Origin of the sequence: Amycolatopsis sp. NPDC023774 (assembly GCF_040639695.1) — a bacterium.
Classification (GTDB): Bacteria; Actinomycetota; Actinomycetes; order Mycobacteriales; family Pseudonocardiaceae; genus Amycolatopsis.
Genome location: NZ_JBFAAJ010000019.1, coordinates 49361 through 69996, shown reverse-complemented (window position 1 = coordinate 69996; position 20636 = coordinate 49361). Strand labels below are relative to the sequence as shown.

The 20636-nt window shown below is 72.0% G+C and carries 19 protein-coding genes; 7 read left to right on the top strand and 12 right to left on the bottom strand.

Annotated features, from left to right (window positions below; translation table 11 throughout):
• Positions 1-291: 291 nt before the first annotated feature.
• From AB0F91_RS31090 to AB0F91_RS31080, 3 genes are all read left to right on the top strand, one after another.
• Complete coding sequence (locus AB0F91_RS31090) at positions 292-717, top strand: hypothetical protein (protein WP_360603222.1); 426 nt, start codon at positions 292-294, stop codon at positions 715-717.
• 149 nt (positions 718-866) lie between these two features.
• A complete protein-coding gene (locus AB0F91_RS31085; RefSeq protein WP_360603220.1) occupies positions 867-1346 on the top strand; it encodes a CHAP domain-containing protein in 480 nt (159 codons plus the stop codon).
• Between the two features lie 103 nt (positions 1347-1449).
• Positions 1450-1845, top strand: coding sequence for a nuclear transport factor 2 family protein (locus tag AB0F91_RS31080; protein WP_360603218.1), 396 nt, complete (start codon positions 1450-1452; stop codon positions 1843-1845).
• 21 nt (positions 1846-1866) lie between these two features.
• Here the strand turns inward: AB0F91_RS31080 and AB0F91_RS31075 are convergent, their stop codons facing one another.
• From AB0F91_RS31075 to AB0F91_RS31055, 5 genes are all read right to left on the bottom strand, one after another.
• Positions 1867-3357, bottom strand: coding sequence for an alkaline phosphatase family protein (locus AB0F91_RS31075; protein ID WP_360603217.1), 1491 nt, complete (start codon positions 3355-3357; stop codon positions 1867-1869).
• Between the two features lie 386 nt (positions 3358-3743).
• Complete coding sequence (locus AB0F91_RS31070; protein ID WP_360603215.1) at positions 3744-5018, bottom strand: aromatic acid/H+ symport family MFS transporter; 1275 nt, start codon at positions 5016-5018, stop codon at positions 3744-3746.
• A 234-nt stretch (positions 5019-5252) separates the two neighbouring features.
• Entirely contained in the window at positions 5253-6854 is a 1602-nt protein-coding gene (locus AB0F91_RS31065; protein WP_360603213.1) for a thiamine pyrophosphate-dependent enzyme, read from the bottom strand.
• Between the two features lie 85 nt (positions 6855-6939).
• The gene (locus tag AB0F91_RS31060) at positions 6940-7665 is read right to left on the bottom strand and encodes an IclR family transcriptional regulator (RefSeq protein ID WP_360603211.1); all 726 of its coding nucleotides are present in this window, start codon (positions 7663-7665) and stop codon (positions 6940-6942) included.
• A gap of 122 nt (positions 7666-7787) precedes the next feature.
• Positions 7788-8741: a PHB depolymerase family esterase gene (locus tag AB0F91_RS31055; protein ID WP_360603209.1), complete on the bottom strand. Its 954-nt coding sequence runs from the start codon at positions 8739-8741 to the stop codon at positions 7788-7790.
• Between the two features lie 156 nt (positions 8742-8897).
• Between AB0F91_RS31055 and AB0F91_RS31050 the strand changes: the two genes are divergently transcribed.
• The gene (locus AB0F91_RS31050) at positions 8898-10247 is read left to right on the top strand and encodes a tannase/feruloyl esterase family alpha/beta hydrolase (RefSeq protein ID WP_360603207.1); all 1350 of its coding nucleotides are present in this window, start codon (positions 8898-8900) and stop codon (positions 10245-10247) included.
• 7 nt (positions 10248-10254) lie between these two features.
• On the opposite strand, the gene AB0F91_RS31045 is transcribed toward AB0F91_RS31050, so the two are convergent.
• The 7 genes from AB0F91_RS31045 to AB0F91_RS31015 form a co-directional block, all read right to left on the bottom strand.
• Positions 10255-11619, bottom strand: coding sequence for a solute carrier family 23 protein (locus AB0F91_RS31045; RefSeq protein WP_360603205.1), 1365 nt, complete (start codon positions 11617-11619; stop codon positions 10255-10257).
• Positions 11620-11709: 90 nt separating this feature from the next.
• A complete protein-coding gene (locus tag AB0F91_RS31040; RefSeq protein ID WP_360603203.1) occupies positions 11710-12396 on the bottom strand; it encodes an SRPBCC family protein in 687 nt (228 codons plus the stop codon).
• A 10-nt stretch (positions 12397-12406) separates the two neighbouring features.
• Positions 12407-14767, bottom strand: a complete 2361-nt coding sequence (locus AB0F91_RS31035) for a xanthine dehydrogenase family protein molybdopterin-binding subunit (protein ID WP_360603201.1) — start codon at positions 14765-14767, stop codon at positions 12407-12409.
• Positions 14764-15243, bottom strand: a complete 480-nt coding sequence (locus AB0F91_RS31030; RefSeq protein ID WP_360603401.1) for a (2Fe-2S)-binding protein — start codon at positions 15241-15243, stop codon at positions 14764-14766. The genes AB0F91_RS31035 and AB0F91_RS31030 overlap by 4 nt, the downstream gene beginning before the upstream one ends.
• A gap of 46 nt (positions 15244-15289) precedes the next feature.
• Entirely contained in the window at positions 15290-16171 is an 882-nt protein-coding gene (locus AB0F91_RS31025) for a xanthine dehydrogenase family protein subunit M (protein ID WP_360603199.1), read from the bottom strand.
• Positions 16168-16971, bottom strand: a complete 804-nt coding sequence (locus tag AB0F91_RS31020) for an alpha/beta fold hydrolase (protein WP_360603197.1) — start codon at positions 16969-16971, stop codon at positions 16168-16170. The genes AB0F91_RS31025 and AB0F91_RS31020 overlap by 4 nt, the downstream gene beginning before the upstream one ends.
• Positions 16968-18002 carry an amidohydrolase family protein gene (locus AB0F91_RS31015; protein WP_360603195.1) on the bottom strand — a complete coding sequence of 345 codons (1035 nt, stop codon included), beginning with the start codon at positions 18000-18002 and terminating at the stop codon, positions 16968-16970. The genes AB0F91_RS31020 and AB0F91_RS31015 overlap by 4 nt, the downstream gene beginning before the upstream one ends.
• A gap of 200 nt (positions 18003-18202) precedes the next feature.
• Here AB0F91_RS31015 and AB0F91_RS31010 point away from each other — a divergent pair, with 200 nt between their 5' ends.
• Genes AB0F91_RS31010 through AB0F91_RS31000 form a run of 3 tightly spaced genes read left to right on the top strand, consistent with a single transcriptional unit; the run spans position 18203 to position 20514 of the window.
• A complete protein-coding gene (locus AB0F91_RS31010; RefSeq protein ID WP_360603193.1) occupies positions 18203-18823 on the top strand; it encodes a UbiX family flavin prenyltransferase in 621 nt (206 codons plus the stop codon).
• A gap of 36 nt (positions 18824-18859) precedes the next feature.
• Positions 18860-19768: a LysR family transcriptional regulator gene (locus AB0F91_RS31005; protein WP_360603191.1), complete on the top strand. Its 909-nt coding sequence runs from the start codon at positions 18860-18862 to the stop codon at positions 19766-19768.
• Entirely contained in the window at positions 19765-20514 is a 750-nt protein-coding gene (locus AB0F91_RS31000; RefSeq protein WP_360603189.1) for a GntR family transcriptional regulator, read from the top strand. Before AB0F91_RS31005 ends, AB0F91_RS31000 begins: the two co-directional genes overlap by 4 nt.
• Positions 20515-20636 lie beyond the last annotated feature (122 nt).

Below are 20636 nucleotides of genomic sequence, written 5' to 3'. Positions count from 1 at the left end.
GCGGGCGAAAGGTTGAGACCAACCGGGGTCACGGCCCGTGATCCCGACTTTCCTCGGTTCCGGACAGCAGGCCTGTTGATCACGGTGGAGGCGAGTCTGCGCAGCACCCCGGCTCGTTCGCGGTCACGCTCGACGCCGCGATCGAAGACTCCGGGCTTTCCTCGACCGGGTCCGCCACCACCTCGCCGCCCGAGGCGTGACGCTCTCGCGCTCCGCCTTGTCCTGCCGGCGCCGCGGCCGCTCCCGGCCCGAGCGCGAGACGTCGCTGAACGCCGTGCCGCAGTCGAAGCCGTGCTGGAGCTCTCCCCCGGCTCGCTCACGTCGCTGCTCGGCCCGCGAGCGCCGCGCGGGCGCCGGCTCGGCCAACCGCCCGACCGCGTGGAGCGCCGCCGGTTGTGGCCGCACCTGCGGCCGCTCACGGCGGAGCTCAAACCGCCGCCGGACGGGCAGCTCGCGTTCTGGTCGGTGCACGACCGCGTAGCCGTCGACCCGGCGCTGGAGTACGGCCGGCGGTTCACGCGGCCGGTGCGCGAATACGCGTGCCAGGGGCAGTTCGGCCTGCGGCTCCCGCGGCAAGTCCGCTCTTTCGACCGCCGCGGCCCCGACGGGCCCCGCCACATCGGCGACCCACGGCGCGTCGGCAAGACCCACGCCGTCACGTCCGCCGCCCGCGACGCGGGGCCCCGGCATCCACGGCGCGCGTGTTGGACGTGGTGACGCCAATTCTGTGACCACGACCCGCCGAACTGCGGATCCTGGGTACCGGGCACCGGCTGTCCACTTCGGTCTGGAACGCGCGGTCCGCGGCTGGTGACCGTCCGCCACGTCGCTCCCCCGGTCCCCCCGTCCGCCGGACAGGCACCGCCATGCGCCGTCTCACTCGGACCCTGACCACCCTCGCCGCCGCGGCCGCGCGCCCGATGTCGATGGCCGCGCAGCTCGGCACCCTCGCGCCGTCGGCGAAGGTCAACCTCATCGGCGACGACTACCCCGCGAAGTGGCGCAACATCCCGCAGGACTCCGTCGTCGACGACTGGAACATGGACAACCGCGAGTGCGTCTCCTGGGCCGCGTTCACCATCGACCACCACGGCGGGAGCGCCTCGAACTACCGCGACGCCAAGTACTGGGACGACAACGCCCGCAAGCACGGCTACCGCGTGGACAACACGCCCACCCCCGGCAGCATCGCCCAGATGACGCGGGCCGCTACGGCCACGTCGCCGTCGTCGACAGCGCCCTCGGCTCCACCGTCACGGTCGAGGACCACAACTGGGGGTGACGGCCACTACCGCGTCCACGATCTCGACAAGGGCGACTTCCGCTACCTCCACTTCCACAGCTGAGTCACCCCGAGCACCCCCACAGCTCGAAGCCCTCGGCACGACCCCTGCATCGGGTGAAATCCGGGCCGGAGCTTTCGCCGTCGCCGGAGCGCACCATTGAGCGATGAGCGATCGCGACGATTTCCTCACGTGGGTCGAGACCACGTTGCATGACGCGGAGTTCGCGCTCCACAACGGAGACCCGGCGCCCCGGCGCGCGATCTGGTCGCGGGCCGAGCCCGTGAGCGTGCTGGGCGCGTGGCGCAACGCCTGCGGCCGGCGCGAGGTCGACGGCCTCTTCGCGGCGCTGGGCGAGACCTTCTCCGGCTGCACGGCCTACCGTTTCGATATGCTGGCCTGCGACGTCGTCGGCGACATGGCCTACACCACGGGCTTCGAGCACACCACGGTGTCCGTGAACGGTGAGCCACGCACATACACCCTGCGCGCGACGCAGGTATACCGCCGCGAAGAGGGCGTGTGGCGCGTGGCCCACCGGCACGGGGACACCGTCACCTGACCGAAGGGCCCGGAAGCAGGCTCAGCGCACCTGCGGGCGATGACCTCGTTCCTGGTGCGGCACTTCCTGCCCGCCACCGGGTGCGGTCGGCTTGGGCAGCTGCGCCACCTCGTACTGGGCCAGGTTGTATTGCCCCTGGGTGTCCGGCAGGACCGGCGCGTGCTTGCTCGCGTCGTGGAAGCGGAAGACCGAGGTCAGGTCACCGACGGTGCGGCGGCGCCAGTCGCTGATGTTCGGCTCGGCGACGCCGGTCACCTTCTCCAGCAGACGCAGCTGCGAGGTGTGGTCGAACAGCTCCGAGCTCACCCAGCCGCCGGCGGTCCACGGCGAGACGACGATGCACGGCACGCGGTAGCCCAGCCCCGTCGGCAGGCCGCCGCCCTTGACGCCGCTGGGCGAAGTGGCGGAGACGAATTCACCGGGCGTGCCCGCGCGCGGGGTGGGCGGCAGGACGTGGTCGAACAAGCCGTCGTTCTCGTCGTAGGACAGGATGAACACCGTCTTGGCCCAGACCTCCGGGTTGGCGGCGATCGCGTCGATCTTGCCGGCGACGAACTGGGCGCCCGCGGCCGGCAGGTGGGCGGGGTGCTCGTCGTAGGCGCTCGGCGGCAGCAGCCAGCTGACGGTGGGCAGCTGATCGTGCAGCGCGTCGTACTCGAACTGGCCGAGCGGAGACGGCTTGATCGCCTGCTCGTAGAGCGGCGAGCCCGGCTGCGCGTCGGCGTACTGCTTGATCGCGTTGAACGGCGGCAGCCCAGTCGCGCCACCCGGCGAGTGGTAGACCTTCCAGCTGACGCCGGCTTCCGTGAGCCGCTCCGGGTAGGTCTTGAACGTGAAGTGCCCGTCCGGCACGTTGCCGGTCTCCAGCGATGGGCCGCCGAAGTCGCCGTCCGCGTCGATGGTGCCGGCGAGCCACATGTAGCGGTTGGGCCAGGTCGGGCCGAGGACCGAGCAGTGGTAGGCGTCGCAGATGGTGAACGCGTCCGCGAGCGCGTACTGGAACGGGATGTCCTCGCGCGTGAAGTAGCCCATCGTGTAAGGACCGTTGGTGGCGCCGTCGGCCGCGAGGTGGGCGGGCAGCCAGTTGTCCATCGTCCCGTTGTGCCACGCCTGGTGCTGCACGCCCCACGCGTGGCTCGTGGACGGGATCGCCTGCGCTGCGCTGATCTTCGTGTTCAGCCGGTACGGCAGCAGATAGCCGTCCGGGTGCGACGGGTCGGGCTGGTGGAACACCGAACGCCCGCCGGGCAGCCGCAGGGCGTGCGGGTCGTCGAACCCGCGCACGCCGGACAGCGTGCCGAAGTAGTGGTCGAAGCTGCGGTTCTCCTGCATCAGCAGCACGACGTGCTCGATGTCGCGCAGGCGCCCGCCCGACGGCGGCGAGGACGCGAGCGCACTGCGGACGTTCGGCGGCAGCACGGACGCGGCGGCGGCGAGGCCACCGGCGGCCGCGGCGCCGAACAACCTGCGGCGGGTCAGACCGGTTCTGTCGTTCTCCGGGGCGTCGGTCATCGGAATCCTTCCGGCTTCGGGCACGGTGGGGAGCTCCGACAGGCTTTCGGCCGCGGTTGAGCCCCGGGTGATCCCGCCGGTGGCCACCGGTTGAACTTCGGCTGAACGCCCCGAGCCGGTGTGTGATTTGCCCCGTCCCGCCGGGCATCCGTCCACAAAGGATCACGTCAGTACCCGGCCGCCCGCTCCAGGTACTCGAGCGGCGCTGCGTGGGCCCACGTGGTGCCGTCGCTGCCGTCGCCCCGAGCAGCTGGAGGACTTCACCTACCGGATGGCCTGGCGCTCGCGGCTCGACGCCGACCCGCTGCACACCTGGCCGCGGAACTTGGTCCTCGACGCCGCTCTGCAGCTCACGGAACTCGACGAACGGGCCTGACCCCCGGCCGTCACTCGGTGCGGGTCGCGGAATCCTCCGCAACCACTTCAAGCGGCGCGTCCGGCGCCGGATCGCGGTTGACGACCGTGATGGCGACCGCGCCGATGGCCGCGACGACGGCGAAGAGGTAGAAGCCCCACGGGTACGCCAGTCCGGCGGTGAGCAGGAAGCCGGTGACGAGCGGGCCGGAAATCGCGCCGAAACGGCCAATGCCGCTGGCCGCGCCCAGCGCCGTGCCCCGCGCGGCGGCCGGGTAGACGCGGGCGACGTAGACGTACACGAGTACCTGTGCGCTGAAAGTGAAGATCCCTGCGAGCAGCACGCCGACGTAGACGCTGAAGCCGGGCAGCTTGATGCTCAGCAACGCGAGGAACGCGGCCGCCGCGGTGAACCAGACGATGGTGGAGCGGCGGTAGCCCAGCCGGTCGGCGACGCGGCCACCGATCAGCAGGCCGATCACGGCGCCGACGTTGAGCACCAGCAGCAGGGCGAGCGCCGCGCCGAGCTCGTAACCGGCCTCGCGCATGATCTGCGGGAGCCAGGTGTTGAGGCCGTACACGAGCAGCAGCCCCATGAACGACGTGACCCAGAACGCGATGGTCGCGCGCCCGTAGCCGTGGCGGAACAGGATGCCGATCGGGTTGCGCTCGCGCGGCGGCCGGGCCGCGCGGGTGCCGCGTGCCTTGAGGAATTCGGCCGACTCCGGCAGGAACTTCACCATCAGCGGCACGAGGATCACCGCCGGCGCGGCGCCGATCACGAACATCCACTCCCAGCCGTAGCGCTCCACCACGAGGATGCCGAGCAACGCGGTGAGCACCGCGCCCACGTGGTAACCGGTCATGAGCACCGTGGTGGAGCTGCCGCCGCGGCCCACCCGCGCGTACTCGGTGATCAGCGCGAGCGCGGTCGGCAGCACGCCGCCGAGGCCGAGCCCGGCGAGGAAGCGCAGCAGCCCGAACAGCCAGGGGCCGTCGACCACCGCGCACAGCAAGGTGAACACCGAGAAGCTCGTGACCGTGAGCAGCATCGTGCCGCGGCGGCCGAACAGGTCGCTCACGGGGCCGATGGTGAGCGCGCCCACGGCCACGCCGAGGAGGCCGACCACGGAGATCAGCGAGGCCGAGTTGGGGTTCAGGCCCCAGCTCGGCACCTTGAGCAGCGCGGGCAGCACCACACCCAGAACCACGAGGTCGAACCCTTCGAGTGCCACCGCCGTCCAGCACAGCGGGGCGACCCAGCGCGCGTACCTGGCCCGGGGATCGGTCGGCGAGGAAACCGTCATGTCATCACCTACGTCGTCGGAGGGGACTGGGGAAACCGGTGCGTCAGAAGGGATACTGCGGGCGGTCACCGCGCACGGTGACCCATGGTGTCTCGGTGAACGCCTCGAGGTTGGCTTGCGCGCCGCCGTGGTGGGAGCCCCTGCCCGGCTCGGCCCTCTCCCGCTGCACCCAGCCGCCGGAGAGGATCCTTCCCTGCCAACGGGCCCCACCCAGCAGCGGGCCGGCCGGGGCGCTCACCGCGCCACCGCCACGTCGAGCACGAGCGGCTGGGCGGCCCGCGCCAGTGCGGGCAGCACCTCGTCCAAAACGGACTCCAGTTCCTCGTGGGTTTCGACCCGCCGGGCGGGACACCCGAGCGAGCGCGCGAGGTCGCTCACGCTGACCTCGTCGAACGCGGGCCACGGCGCGGCGCCGGGGGCGGCCGACCGTTCCCCGTGCCGGGCGGCCAGCTCGTCCATGATCGCGTAGCGGCCGTTGGCGAGCACGATCACGAGCACGCCTGCGCCGTAGTGGGCGGCGCTCCACAGCGCCTGGATCGCGTACAACGACGAGCCGTCGCCGACGACCGCGACCACCGGGCGGTCCGGGCGCGCCATCCGCACGCCGATCGCCGCGGGCACCGCGAACCCGAGACCGCCCATGGCGGCGCTGAGAAACCCGAGCGGCGCGCGGGCGGGCACGAGCGCGTGCAGCAACGGCCGGCTCGACGGGGTCTCCTCCACCAGCACCGTCTCGCGCGAAATCCGCCGGGCCAGGGCGGCGAACACGTGCTCCGGCGCCAACCCGGTGGTGGGCGGCTCGGGCAGGTCGATCGTGCGCCCCGGCGGTTCGGCCGGCGCCGGCCGCGCCGGGAGACGCTGCGCCAGCGGACCGCACACGGCGGCCGGCGCCGCGAGCACCGCGAGGTCGGCCGGGCTGCGATGCGCTTCGTCGGGATCGTCGGTGACCACCGCGACGCGAGTGCCCGGGCCGATCAGCCGGCCGGGTTCATGCGGGTATTGGCGGAACACCGGTGCGCCGACGGCGAGCACGGCGTCGTGGCCGGCGAGCACCTTGCGCAGCTCCGCGCGGCCCGCGGGCAGGTGCCCGGCGAACTGCGGGTGGTCCTGCGGGAACCCGGCCCGCGCGCCGAACGCCTCCTGCCACACCGGGCACTGGAGGCGCTGGGCGAGCGCTTCGAGCGCGTGCCACGACTGCGCGTCGTCGGCGCCGGCCCCGACCACCAGCACCGGTCTTTCCGCGCCCGCCAAGAACTTCTCGAGTTCGGCGACGACCTCCGGCTCCGCCGCGGTGGCCCGGACCAGCCGCGCCGGCGCGGGCAGCGGCTCGTCCTCGTCGGCCGGGGCGAGCCAATCGTCCATCGGCACGATCACCAGCGCCGGACCCCGGTGGTCACGGGCTTCGTACCACGCGCGGGCCAGCGCACCCGGCACGTCCTGCGGCCTCGGCGGTTCCCCGACCCACACAGGCGCGGGCGCGGCGACGTCGTCGAGCCGATGCCCGGCGAGGAACGGCTCCAGCGCCAGGTGGCGCCTGTCCTGCTGCCCGACGAGCACGACCAGCGGCGCCCGGTTGACCCGCGCAGTCGCGAGCGCGCCCACCGCGTTGCCCAAGCCCGCAGTGGTGTGCAGGATCGCGACCGCAGGCCGCTCGTGCGCGAGCGCCCAGCCCGTCGCCATGCCGACCACCGAGCCCTCGTGCAACGCCAGCACGAACTCGAAGTCGCCCGGCAGGTCGGTGAGCAGCGCGATCTCGGTCGAGCCGGGATTGGCGAACAACGTCGTCGCACCGAAGCGGCGCAGGACGTCGAACGCGGCATCTCGGACGGTGGTCACGGAACCTCCCTGGCGTGTGTGGCTCAGCAGTGTTCGATACGTCCGGCCTCGACGCCCAGCCCGGCTCTCACTGGACGGAAAAATTTCAGCCCGTCTGGATCGCACGGGACACGCCGAGCGCGGCCATCCGGACGACCGGGATCAGCGGCGAGAGGTTCGGCGTGCTGCTGGGCACGACCACGGAGATGGCGGCGATGACCTCGCCGGCGAGCCCGCGCACCGGCGCGGCGACCGACGAAGCGCCCTCGGTCATCTCGTCGCGCGAGATGCTGAAACCGGAGCGGCGGATCTCGGCGAGCACGCCGCGCAGCTGCGCGGGATCGGTGATGGTGCCGCTGGCGCGGCGGTCGAGGCCGGCCGACACCACCTCGTCCACGCATTCGGCGGGCGCGTGCGCGAGCAGGACTTTGCCGGGCCCCGTCGCGTGCAGCGGCAACCGCTTCCCGACCCGGGAGGTGACCACCACGTCCGGGTGCGCCTCGAGCTTTTCGAGGTAGAGCGCACGACCCCCGTCGAGCACCACCAGGTGCACGACCTCGTGGGTCACCTGTAGCAAGTCCTGCAGGAACGGCAGCGCGACGTCCCGCAGCTCCCGCCCGCTCGGCGCCTGCGAGCCGAGCTGCCACAGCCGCAGGCCGATGCGGTAGCGACCGCGGCCGGTACGTTCGAGCGCACCCCAACCGACCAGCTCCGCGAGCAGCCGGTACACCGTGGCGGGCGCGAACCCGGTGGCCCGCGTGATCTCGCCGTGCGTCTGCTCAGGGCGGCCGTCGAGGAACGAATCCAGGATCGCGAACGCACGGCTGAGCACCGTGCGCCCGGGTTCGGCAGCGTTGCCGGCGATCGCGCGCCTCCCTGACCTCGGGGATACCGAGTCGCCCATCATCCGCCCGTGACGCGGCGGAGGCAAGCGGGGGCGACCTGGTCCCCGCGTCAGGAGTCCAGGGTCCACGCCTTCCAGACCTGCGCGGCCGCGCACACGCCCACGGCGAGCAGGTACGCGCCGGTGTGCCCGCACTGGTCCGGACCCGTGCCGGGAGCGACCGGCTGGCCGTGGCCCATCCCCGTGATCGAGTACGTTTCGACCGCCGCGCCGCCCGCGCCGTCGCGGTAGACCGCGTGCGGGTATCCGCCGACCGTGTCCGTTGTGGACGGTGTGGCGGCCACGCCTGCGGCGTTCGTCCACTGCTCGGTGAGCTCACGCAGGTTCGCCGGCGCGACGGTGAAGTCCGCCGTGCCCTGCCACAGGCTCACCGTGGGTCGCGGGCCGGAAAACGGTGCCGCGGCGCGGACTTTCGCACCCCACTGCGCGGGCGTGAGGTCCTTGCCCGGGTACATGCACGAATACGCGTCGAGCGCCGAGGACGCGCACCCGTACGGCAGACCGGCCACCACCGCGCCGCCCGCGAACAACTCGGGATACGCGGCGAGCATCACCGACGTCATCGCTCCGCCCGCCGACAGACCGGTGACGTACACCCGCGACGCGTCGGCACCCGTGTCCGCGACCGCGTGCCGCACCATCTGCGCGATCGACTCGGCCTCCCCCGACCCGCGGGTGGTGTCGGGCGCCTGGAACCAGTCGAAGCAGCCGGTGATGTTGTTCGCCGGCTGCTGCTGCGGCAACACCAGGGTGAAGCGCCGGCGCTCGGCCAGCTCGACCCACCCGGCGCCCTGGCCGTAGCCCGTCGCGTTCTGCGTACAGCCGTGCAACGCCACCACCACGGGCCGCCCGGCGGCCAGCCCGTCGGGCACGTACTCGTACATCTTCAGCGCGCCGGGGTTCGTCCCGAACCCCGGGACCTCCTTGATCGCCGCCGCCGACGCGAACCCGGGCAGGAGCACCAGCAGAGCCGACACCAGCAGCCCGGTGAGGACCTTCCGCACACCGACCACCTCTGTGTGACCCCGGTGAGCACCGTCACGCTCAGCGTAGGAACACCACCCTCCGCGTTCCCACGGTGCGGATCACCACAACCCGCGCCTGGTTTGTGTGGTCTCGCCGGATACCGCACGCGGGTGGTCCGGTCCTACGGTTCCGGCATGCGTACGCGGCGGCTCCCCCTCGTCCTCGCCGGCCTGCTCGCCGGCACCGTCCTCACGGCCCCGGCGGCGACCGCGGCCCGGTGCGCGCCGGTCCCCGTTCCCGGTGCGGCACACCAGGAACAGGCGTGCCTCGCCGACCTGACCACCACCGGCACCCTCGCCACCGGCCACACCGTCCAGGCGGACTGGGCGGGCCTGACGTCGGCCGCGCTGCCCGCACCGAGTGGCGTGCCGGGCGTTCAGGTCGACGGCTACTTCCCCGACACGTCGAAGACCAACGGCAACCACGGCTGGAACCACGACGCGCAGTTCGTGCTGCGGCTGCCGGACCGCTGGAACGGCGGCCTCGTGGTCTCCGGCTCCCCCGGCACCCGCCGCCAGTACGCCGACGACCGCGCGATCGGCGACCAGGTGCTCGCCGCCGGTTACGCGTTCGCGGCCACCGACAAGGGGAACACGGGCACGGACTTCCACGCCGACGGCCGACGTCCCGGCGACGCGCTCGCCGAGTGGAACGACCGCGTCACCCAGCTGACCGTCGCCGCGAAGCTCGCCATCGCACGGCACTACGGCCGCGCGCCGGCACGGACGATCGCGGCCGGGCTGTCCAACGGCGGTTATCTCGTGCGCTGGCAGCTGGAGAACCGGCCGTGGCTCTACGACGGCGGTGTCGACTGGGAGGGCACGCTCTGGACGGCCGGCGGACCGAACCTGCTCACGTTCCTGCCCCCGGCGCTGCGCGAATACCCGGCCTACGCGGCCGGCGATCCCCAGGCGCACCAAGCGATCCTGGACGCGGGCTTCGCGCCGGGCTCGGAGTTCCTCTGGCCCTACCACGACCAGGTCTACTGGGACCTCACGCAACGCACCTACCGCGCTGAGGTCGATCCCGGGTTCGACGGCGCCCTCGCTGCCGGGATCCCGTTCTGCACCAGCGGAACCCCCGCGTGCGACGCCGACTACGACTATGCGGAGCGCCCTGCCGCGGTCCACCGAGCGGTGGAGCGCGTGGCACTGACCGGGCGCCTCGGCCGCCCGCTGCTGACCCTGCACGGCACGCTCGACAGCCTCCTGCCGATCATCCGCGACTCCGACGTCTACGACCGGATGGTCGAGCGCGCCGGCCGGGGCGCGCTGCACCGCTACTACCGCATCGAGGACGGCAACCACGTCGACGGGCTGGTCGACACGTTCCCGGACCGGCTCCGGCCGATCGCCCCGTGTTTCCGCACGGCGTTCACCGCGCTCGCGGACTGGCTACGCGGGGTGCGGCCGCCGGCCTCGGCGACGGTGGCCCGCCCCGCGGGTGCGACTCCCGCGGAGCTGGCCACCGCCTGCTCACTCTGACCGAGTCTCAGGAGCCTCCGAACTCCTTGCGGCGCAAGCCGTACCCGGCCTTCATCAGGAGCAGCAGCACCGTGCCGAGGATCAGCGGCTGCTGCAGGATCAGCTGCACCACTTGCGGCAGCACCTTCATCGTCGCGGGCGGCACGAACAGCCCGCCGATCGCGGTGATGAACGGGAAGCCCGCGAGCATCAGGTTGTCGCGGGACCAGTGCACACCCGCGAGGGTGTCGATGGCGCTCGCGAACAGCACTCCGAACAGGACCGTGCCGGCCGCGGCCAGCACGGGCAGGGGGACGGCCTGCAGCAGGTGGTCGAACGGGCCGAGGCCACCCAGCACGAGCAGGATGACGCCGGTCGCCAGCGTCACGTAGCGGGAGCCGACCTTCGTCACGCGCAGCAGGCCGATGTTGTCCGGGTAGGCCAGCGTGGACATGCCGCCGAAGACGGCGCCGACGGTGCTGCCCAGGACCTCGCCGAACACGCCCTGCGAGACGCGGTAGCCGGACAGCTCCTGGCGGCCCCAGCCGGCGACGATGTCGTAGGTCGCGATGCTCTCCGCGATCGCCGGCAGCAGCGTGATGAAGAAGATCACCACGAGGTCGCCCTGCACGGCGAAGCCGAACGGGAAGATCCGCGGCACCGTGAACCCCACGTTGTGCACCACGCCGGCGAAGTGCGTCGGCTCGAAGAGCGCGTACACGACCGTGCCGACGATCACCGCGACCAGCACGGCGCCACGGCGCAGCACGGTTCCCTTGGGCAGCAACGTGAGCAGGATGACGACCAGCGCCGTGACCGAGCCCGACACGAGGTTCATGCCGGGGAAACCGGGGGAACCGGGCGTGCCCAGCACGTTCGGCAACGCGGTGCTGGTGAGCTGGGTGGCGAGGATCAGCACCAGCACGCCGCAGATGATGGGGTCGCGCACGAACTTCGACAGGTACGTGATGAGCCCGTACTTCTTGAGCGGGATCGCGAGCACGCACCAGATCAGCCCGGCCACGACCATCGAGCCGAACGCGGCACCCAGCCCGCCCTTGCCGTGGCCCACGGCCAGCAGCGCGGCCAGCGAACCGGCGTATGGGCCCTGCACTATCGGCAGCCGCAGCAGGAACACCGACTGCAGGATCACCACGAGCCCGGACGTCATGAACGTGACGCCGTAGAGGTAGGCGGTGTCGGTGGCCGACAGCTTGAACGCGGTGCCGATCAGCGCGGGAAAGATCAGCAGCCCGGCCATGCCGAGGATGTTCTGGACCCCGAGCCCGATCGAGCTCGAGATCTTGACCTTGTCGTCGATCCCGATGTCGAAGATCGGCACGGGTGGGGTTTCGGGTGGGGCAGCAGGAGCCGTGGCGGCGGTGACGGCCATGGGGGAGCTCCAAGCGATGACGGACGGCTGTGGCGGCCATCGAGCGGGGGGACGGGGAGCGGAGCTTGGATCGGTCGAACGGTGGACGGGTCAGGCTTCGGTGGACTTGCGCAGGCGCGCGGCCCACCGCTCGAGGTAACCGGCGAGCACGATGCGAATCAGCACCGACGCCTTCATGGGCGGCGCTTCGTCGAACTGGGGAGCGGGACGGGGCGCGGTGGCGGTTGCCGCGGCGGGTGCGGCCGCGGCGGGTGCGGCCGCGGCCGGTGCGGCCGAGCCGTTGACCGCGGCGGCCGGCGCGGGAGCGACAGCCGCGGCCGGGGCTTGTTCCCCGGCTTCGATCCGCTGCCGCACCCGCGAAGCCAGCTCGCCGACCATCCGCCCGGACACGTCGGACATGATGCCCCGCCCGAACTGCGCGAGCTTGCCGGAGATCGTCAGGTCCGTCTCGAGGGCGACGTGCGCGCCCCCGTCGGCCGGTGTCACGCGCATGGTCGCCTTGGCTTTCGCCGTGCCGGCGCCGCGGGTGTCCTTGCCGTCGGCCACCAGCACGGCCACCCGGGCGGTGCCGTCTTTTTCCACGATCTTCGCGACGCCCTGGTAGGCCGCCGTGACCGGGCCGACCTTGATCTTCACCTTGCCGCGGTAGGAGTCGTCGCCCAGGTCCTCCACGAGCTCGGCGCCCGGGAAGCACGCGGCGACGTTGTGCGCGTCCTGCAGGAAGGTGAAGACCTCGTCCGGGTCGGCGGCCACGTCGAAGGAGTTTTCGATGAGCATCTGGCGCCTTTCAGTCCTGGTCGGCGCTGGCCGGCTCAGCGCGGTGGATGGCGTCGACGATGCGCGCCGGGGTGATCGGCGCGCGCGTCAAGCGGGCCCGCAGCGGCCGCAGCGCGTCCTCCACGGCGTTCGCGATCGTGGCGGGCGCCGGGATCGTGCCACCCTCCCCCGCGCCCTTCACCCCGAGCGGGTTGAGCGGGCTGGGGGTCTGGATGTGGAACAGCTCGACCGGCGGCACCTCGGTGGCCGACACGAGCGCGTAGTCGAGGTAGCTCGTAGCCTGCGGCTGGCCTTCGACGTCGTACACCGGCTCCTCGTACATCGCGTTGCCGATGCCGTGGGCGAAACCGCCGAGCACCTGGCCGTCGACGAGCAGCGGGTTGATCACGTTGCCGCAGTCGTGGCCGATGACGTACTTGAGGATCTCGATCTCGCCGGTCTCCGGGTCGACCTCCACGAGCGCGGCGTGCGCGCCGCTGGCATACGCGGCTCGCTCCGGCGAGAAGTAGCTTGAGGTCTCGATGCCGGCCTTGATGCCACGCGGCATCGTGATGCCGTGTTTGCCGATGTTCGCCGTCTGCGCGAGCTGTTGCAGGGAAACGGATTTCTCCAGGTCCCCGCCGAGACAGGCCTTGTCGCCGACGAAGTCCACTTCGGACGCGTCGCAGCCGAGCAGCACCGCCGCGGTGTCGAGCAGGCGTTCGCGCATCTGCTTCGCCGCGTCCATCACGGCCGGCCCGCAGGTGGCCGTGATGCGTGAGGCGAACGTGCCCTGCCCGAACGGGATCCGGCTCGTGTCGCCGGTCTTGACCTCGATGAAGTCCATGTCGAGCCCGATGCCGTCGGCGGCGATCTGCGCGTAGACGGTCTCGTAGCCCTGGCCCTGCCCGGCCGCCGCGAGCGTGACGAGGATGCGGCCCTTGTTGGTCAGCCGGATCTTCGCGCCTTCGTACGGGCCGAGACCACAGCCCTCGATGTACACCGAGAGCCCGATGCCGACGTAGCGGCCTTCGGCGCGCAGCTTGGCCTGCCGCTCGCGCGCCTCGGTGTAGCCGATCCGCTCGAGCGTGCCTTCCAGCAGCGCCGGGAAGTTCCCGCTGTCGTAGGTGAGCGGGCTGCCGTCGCGGAACATGATGCCGACCTTGTACGGGAACTCGTCGGCCTGGATCAGGTTGCGCCGGCGCACCTCCGCGGGGTCGAGCCCGAGGTGCTCGGCGATCCGGTCGATCATCCGCTCCATCACGAACACCGCCTGCGGCCGGCCCGCACCGCGCACCGACGAGGTCGGCACCATGTTCGTGTAGCACGCGCGCAGCTCGATCGCGATGTTCGGCACGTGGTAGGGACCGGGCACGGTCGACGTGGTGATCGACGGGACCTGCAGGCCCGCGCAGTAGGCGCCCTGGTCGTGCTCGATCACGTCCTTGACCGCGAGCAGCAGCCCGTTGTCGTCGAACGCGACGTCGACGCGGTGGGTCTGCGAACGCTCCATCATCGAGGTGACCATGTTCTCCTGGCGGTCCTCGACCCACTTGACCGCGCGGCCCAGCTTCATCGCGACCCACGGGATCACGACCTCTTCGCCGTAGAACTGGGCCTTCGGGCCGAACCCGCCGCCGACGTCGGCCGGCGCGATCACACGGATGTCGTCCTCGGCCATCTCGTAGATGACCGACAGCTGCTGGCGCGCGTAGTGCGGGGCCTGGGTGGTGTCCCAGATGGTGACCTGCCCGGTCGCCGCCTCGAACCGCGCCGCCACACCGCGGGTCTCCATCGAGTGGCCGCCGCCGCGCATCACGAAGAACTCTTCGGACAGCACGTTCGGCGCCTCGGCGAGCGCTTTCGCCGCGTCGCCCGCGCTCTGGCTGAGCAGCACGGCGACGTTGCTCTCGTCGCCGGAGTGGGCCAGCGGGCCGTTCTCCTGCAACGCGGCGGCGGTGGACGCGACGGCGGGCAGCACCTCGAAGTCGACCTCGATGAGCTCCAGCGCGTCTTCGGCGATGTACCGCGACTCGGCGACGACGACGGCGAGCGGCTCGCCGACGTAGTGCAGTTCGGCCGGCGGCATCGGCAGGCGCGGGTAGTCGCGCAGCTGCGGGTGCTGGACCTTCGGTGCCAGGGGCTTCTGGATCTCCATCAGGTCGGCGCCGGAGTAGACGGCGATCACGCCGGGCAGCGCGAGCGCCTCGGTGGCGTCGAAGGAGCGGATCTTCGCGTGGGCGTGGGGCGAGCGCAGGAACGCGGCCGCCAGCGCGTCGGGCAGGTCGAGGTCGTCGAGGTAACCGCCGTGGCCGGTCAGCAGGCGCTCGTCCTCGCGGCGCTCCAGGCGCCGGCCGATCATCGTGCCTTCGGGGACCAGGGTGTCGCTCATGCCTCGGTGTCCTTCCCCTGCGATTCCTTGCCCTGCGCGACTTCCAGCACGGACTTCACCAGGCCGGTGTAGCCGGTGCAGCGGCAGATGTTGCCGCTGAGCACCTCGCGGGCCTGTTCCTCGTCCGTCACGCTCTCCTCGCGCAGCGCGGCCGTGACGCTCATCAGGAAGCCGGGCGTGCAGAAGCCGCACTGCAGGGCGTGGTTGCGCTTGAACGCCTGCTGCAACGGCGCCAGCTCACCGTCTTCGGCGAGCCCCTCCACGGTTTCGACCTCGGCGCCGTCGGCCTGCACGGCGAGCATGAGGCACGAGCGCGTGGCCGCGCCGTCGACGATCACGGTGCACGCGCCGCAGACGCCGTGCTCGCAGCCGAGGTGCGTGCCGGTGAGGCGCAGCTTCTCGCGCAGGAAGTCGGCGAGCGTCATGCGCGGGTCGACGACGGCCTCGTACTCGCGGCCGTTGACCGTGCAGCCCACGGTGTGTGTCTCGTCCTGCGTGCGGGTGGGGAACTCCGTCGCGTGGTCACGCACGGGTGGCCTCCAGTTTTCCTCGGATGTCCGCGAGCGCGCGCTTGACCAGGACGCCCGTGAGGCGGCTGCGGTACTCGGCGCTCGCGTGGATGTCCCCGGTCGGGTCGACCTGCGCGCGGGCGGCGGCCTCGACGTCGGGCCACAGGTTCTCGTGCAGGGAGGCGCCGGTCACCAGCGCCTCGACGTCGGTGAGCCGGTGCGGCGTGGGCGCCACTCCGGCGGCGGCGATCCGGCACGTGGTCACCACGCCCGCGGCGTCGACCTCGCACACCGCGGCCACGCCGGCGAGCGCGAAGTCCCCGCGCCGCGTCGCGAACTCGCGGAACGCCGAGAACTGGTTCGCCGGCGGACGCGGCACGCTGACCTGCAGCAGCAGCTCGTCGGGCTCGAGCGAAGTGGTGAGGTGGAAGAGGAAGAACTCCTCCGCCGGCACCTCGCGCACCCCGCGCGACGAGGCGATCGTGAACGTCGCGTCGAGCACCGAGAGCACGCTCGGCAGCTCCGCCGCCGGGTCGGCGTGGGCGAGGCTGCCGCAGATCGTGCCGCGGTTGCGGATCTGCGGGTGCGCCACCTGCTGCAACGCCTCGGTGAGCACCGGCAGCACGGCGGCGGCCTCGGCCGAGCGTTCGACGCGGCGCTGCCGCACGAGCAGCGGAATCGTGATGCGTGTGTCGCCGAACGTCGGCTCGGCGTACTCGGCGCCGACGCGGTTCACGTCGACCAGGTGCTCGAAGCGCGCCAGCCGGAAGTTGAGCATCGGCATCAGGCTCTGGCCGCCGGCCAGCACCTTCGCGTCGTCGCCGTAGACCTGCAGCGTCGCGAGCGCCTCGTCGAGGCTACGTGGCGAGTGGTAGGTGAACCTGCCGGGTTTCATGCGGTCTCCGTGCCGGTCGTACCGGTCTTCAGGTGCGCCCGAACACGCTCGGCGAGCGCGGGCCGTTCGATCAGGGACATGTGCCGCAGGCCGGTCTGGATCTCCAGCTCGGCACCGGGGATGCCGTCGGCCAGCGCGGCCGCCATCTCCGGCGGCGTCGCGTAGTCGTGCTCGCCGACGAGCACGAGCGTGCTCGCGGTGACCGACGGCAGCAGCGATCGGGAGTCCATCTCCCCCATCGCGATCGACGCCGCGGCGTGCGCCTCGCTGTTGGTGCGCAGGAAGATCTTCACGATCCGGTCGGCCTCGTTCGGGTTCGCCTCGCGGAATTCCGGGGAGAACCAGCGGTCCAGCTGGAACGCGACCTGCTTCGAGCGCGGCACGGACACGGCCTTCTCCGCGCGCTCGGCCCACACCTGCGGCGCGTCATCGCCGTAGTACGCCGTGGTGTCGGCGAGCACGAGCGAGCGCACCCGGCCCGGGAAGCGGCCGGCGAAGTTCACGCCCACGCTGCCGCCCATCGACAGGCCCAGCAGCGACACGGTCTCCAGCCCGAGCGAGTCGAGCGCGGCGCCGAGGTCGTCGGCCAGGTCGGCGATCGAGAATGGCTCGCCGTCCCAGGACGACTCGCCGTGGCCGCGCAGGTCGAACGCGAACACCTGGAACTCGTCGGCGAGCGCTTCAGCCAGCGGCGTCCACAGCTCGCCGGAGGTGGCGAGCGGGTGCAGCAGCACCACGGGCTCGCCCGCGCCCCAGCGGCGGACCGCCAGCGGGCCCGCGGTCGAGATGGACGGGATCATGCGGGCCTCCGGAAGATCTTCTCGGCGTTGGTGCGCAGGATCGCCTCGGTGTCGCTTTCGGACAGTCCGGCGTCCAGCACGGTGTGCACGGGACGCGGGTCGCCCAGCGCGAACGGGTAGTCGCTGCCCAGCACCACGTGGTCGGAGCCGACGAGCCCGGTGAGGAAGCGGATGGCGGGCGCGGACAGCGCGACGGTGTCGTAGACGAAGTCGCGCAGGTAGTCCGACGGCTTCTCCCGCTCCAGCTCCCCCGCGAAGGCCTCCTTGGTGCGGTAGCCGCCGTCGAGCCGGCTGGCCTGGTACGGCAGGAACCCGCCGCCGTGCACGAGGATCACCTTGAGGCCGGGGTGGCGGTCGAGCAGGCCGTGGAGGATCAGCTCGGTCACGGCGACGGTGTTGTCGATCAGCCGGCCGTGGACGTTGCCCATGGTGCCGAGCGTGGCGAGCTCGCCCGAGGGCCCGTACGTGGGCGGGTGCAGCACCACCGGGATCTCCTCGCGCGCGGCGACCGTCCACAGTGGCTCGAAGTTCTCCTCGTGCGGCGCCGAACCGGTGAGCGGGTCGGTGCTCAGCATGACGCCGGTGAACTCCGGGCGCTTCCACACCTCCAGCAGGTCGGCGGCGGCCTGCTCGCCGTCGTCGGTGGCCACGGACGCCAGCGCGGTCGTGCCGCCGCCGAGCTCGGCCACGGACTCGGCCATCGCGTCGTTGACCCTGCGGGCCCAGTCGCGCGCGGCGGGCGGTTCGAGGAACGCCGACTGGATGTCCATCCAGGGGGAGATGACCTGGGTGGCCACCCCGGTCTGCCCGCGCCAGCCGGCCCGCGGGCCGGTCTCGTTCATCCGCGCGCCGATCGGGCGGGTCTCGCCCATGCCGGGCACGTCGACGACCCAGCCCTTCTCCGTGCGCCGGGCGCTGAAGCCGCACGCGGGCGCCTTCTCGAGCGCCGCGAGCAGCGACGGCGGGACGATGTGCGCGTGCGTGTCGAGGACCGGGTAGGGAACGATCTCGTCGCTGTCCGTCCGACTCACCTCTCAGTGCCGAAGACCACGTGTGGGAAAACTCGCTGATCCTCGACGCTAGGTGGCCAGGACAGGGGCAACCAGCGCGCTTTGCTGTCGGCCCCGGTAAGCAGTTCTTACAGCGGCCCCCTCGCGCGAGCGGGGCCCGGCGTGATGCGATGACCGGATCCCGGCACCACGACCGGGTGACAGCGAAAGGCGGGTGCCCGTTGACGGGGACAGGACTGCCGCGGCGCAACGTCGTCGTGGCCATCACCGGAGCGAGCGGTGCGTGTTACGGCGTGCGCATTCTGCAACTGCTCCGCGAGCGTCCGGACTTCTCGACGCATCTCATCCTGTCGAAGGCCGGGATCGTGACGCTGCGCCACGAGTGCGACCTGTCCGCCGAGGATGTGCGCGAGCTGGCCGACGTCACGTATCGGCCCGGCGAGATCGGCGCCACGATCGCGTCGGGCTCGTTCCCCGTGGAGGCCATGGTGGTGTCCCCGTGCTCGATCAAGACGCTCTCGGCCATCGCCACCGGCTACACCGACGACCTGGTGGCCCGTGCCGCCGACGTGTGCCTCAAGGAGGGCCGGCCGCTGCTGCTCATGGTGCGTGAGACGCCGCTGCACCTCGGGCACCTCAAGTCGATGACCGCCGCGGCCGAAGCTGGCGCCATCATCGCGCCCCCGGTGCCGGCCTTCTATTCTCGACCCGAGACGATCGACGATCTGGTCGACTTCACCGCCCGCCGCGCGCTCGCCCGGGTGGGCCTGTGGGAGCTCGCTCCCCCGGCGTGGGACGGTGACGTAACCAGACGCAACGGCGCTCTCACCCACGGTGGCTGACGGCGGTACCGCGCGAGCGGTCGGGAGGGGGCTCGGGTGCTCGAAGCTCGGCGACTGCAGATCTTCTCGGCGGTGGCCGAACGCGGCTCGTTCACCGCGGCCGCCGAAGCCCTGTTCATGACCCATTCCGCCGTGTCGCAGCAGATGGCGCTGCTGGAACGGCAGCTCGGCGTGACGTTGATGATCCGCGGCCCGCGCGGCATCGAGCTCACCGACTCCGGGCGCATCCTCGCCGAGCGCAGCACGGGCCTGCTCGGCACGATCGCGAACATCGAGCAGGAGATGCAGGACCTCAAGGCGCAGCAGTCCTACGTGCGGCTCGGCGCGTTTCCCACCGCGGGCGCGGACCTCATCCCGCGCGTGGTGCGGACGTACCAGGAGCGCTACCCGGACACGAAGATCGTGTTGCGCTCGGCCCACGCGTCCGACATGGCGGCGAACCTGCGCGACGGGTCGATCCACCTGGGCCTGGCCTGGGACTACGACTTCGACCCGCGCTCGGTGCCCGCCGACATCGAGTGGATCCACCTGGCCGACGACCCGCTGTGCGTGCTCGTGCCCGTGGACCACCCCGTGGCCGGCGAGTCCGAAGTGGAGCTGCGCGAGCTCGCGGGCGAGAGCTGGGTCGTGCGCAGCCACCGCCCGCCGTACGACGAGGCGTTCACGACGCTGTGCCGGCTCGCCGGGTTCGAACCGGACATCGGCTTCGCCACGGAGGACTACCTGTCGGCACAGGGCCTGGTGGCGGCGGGCGTCGGCATCAGCGCGGCGCCCCGGCTCGCGCTGGTGGCCCTGCGGCCCGACGTCGTGGCCGTGGACATCGCCGGTCCCGCCCCGCGCCGGCGCATCGCGGCCGTCCGGCTGCTCAACGCGAGCCACCCCCCGGCCGCCCAGCAGATGCTCGACGTGCTGCGCGCGGCCACGACCCCCGAGGAGTCCCCGTGACCGTGCCGGACGAAACCGGCGAACGGCCCGGCACCGACGTCCTGCGCCGCATCCTGCGCGACGGGCGCACCGAGATCTCGCTCGTGGACCGCATCGTCGAGGACCTCGCGGTGCAGATCATCGACGGCCGCCTGCCGCCGGGCGCCGACGTGAACTCCGTCGAGCTCGCCCGCCGCTACACCAGCAGCCGCACGCCCGTGCGCGAAGCGCTGCTCACGCTGCAGCGCGAAGGCCTGGTGGACATCCCGGCGCGCCGGCGCCCGCGCGTGGCCCCGGTGACGCTCAGCCAGGCGCGCGAGATGTACGAGATCCGCGCGAGCCTGCACGGGCTGGTCAGCGAGCTGATCGTGCGCAACGCCCCGGACAGCGCCCTCGACGTGCTGGACAACTGGCAGGCCCACCTGCGCGAAGACGCCGAACGCGGCGACGTGGACTCCTACTTCTGGCACAACGTCACCTTCCGCCAGGCGGAAGCCGAGGTCGCGGGCAACCACCAGCTCACCCGCCTGCTCGGCTCACTGGGCCTGCGCACGCTCCAGCTGCGCCACGTGAGCCTGTCGCTGCCCGGGCGCCTCACGCGCTCCGTCGACGACCACGAGCGGCTCCTGGAGGCCTACCGCGACCGCGACACCCCCTTGGCCGTGGCGCTGACGAAGTCCATCATCGCGGCAGGGCTGCAGGCGATAGAGGAATCCGGGTGGTCCGGCCTGCAGGTCGAACGCTCCCCCGACGCCCTCGACGCCTGACGCCGCGGTCGCCCTGCTGTCGCGCCCCGCCCGGACGCGAGTGACCGGCGCCTGTGCACGGGTCGGGGCCTCGCGCGCACAGACGGCGGTTACGCGCGCCCGGCCGGGACGACGGGAACCAG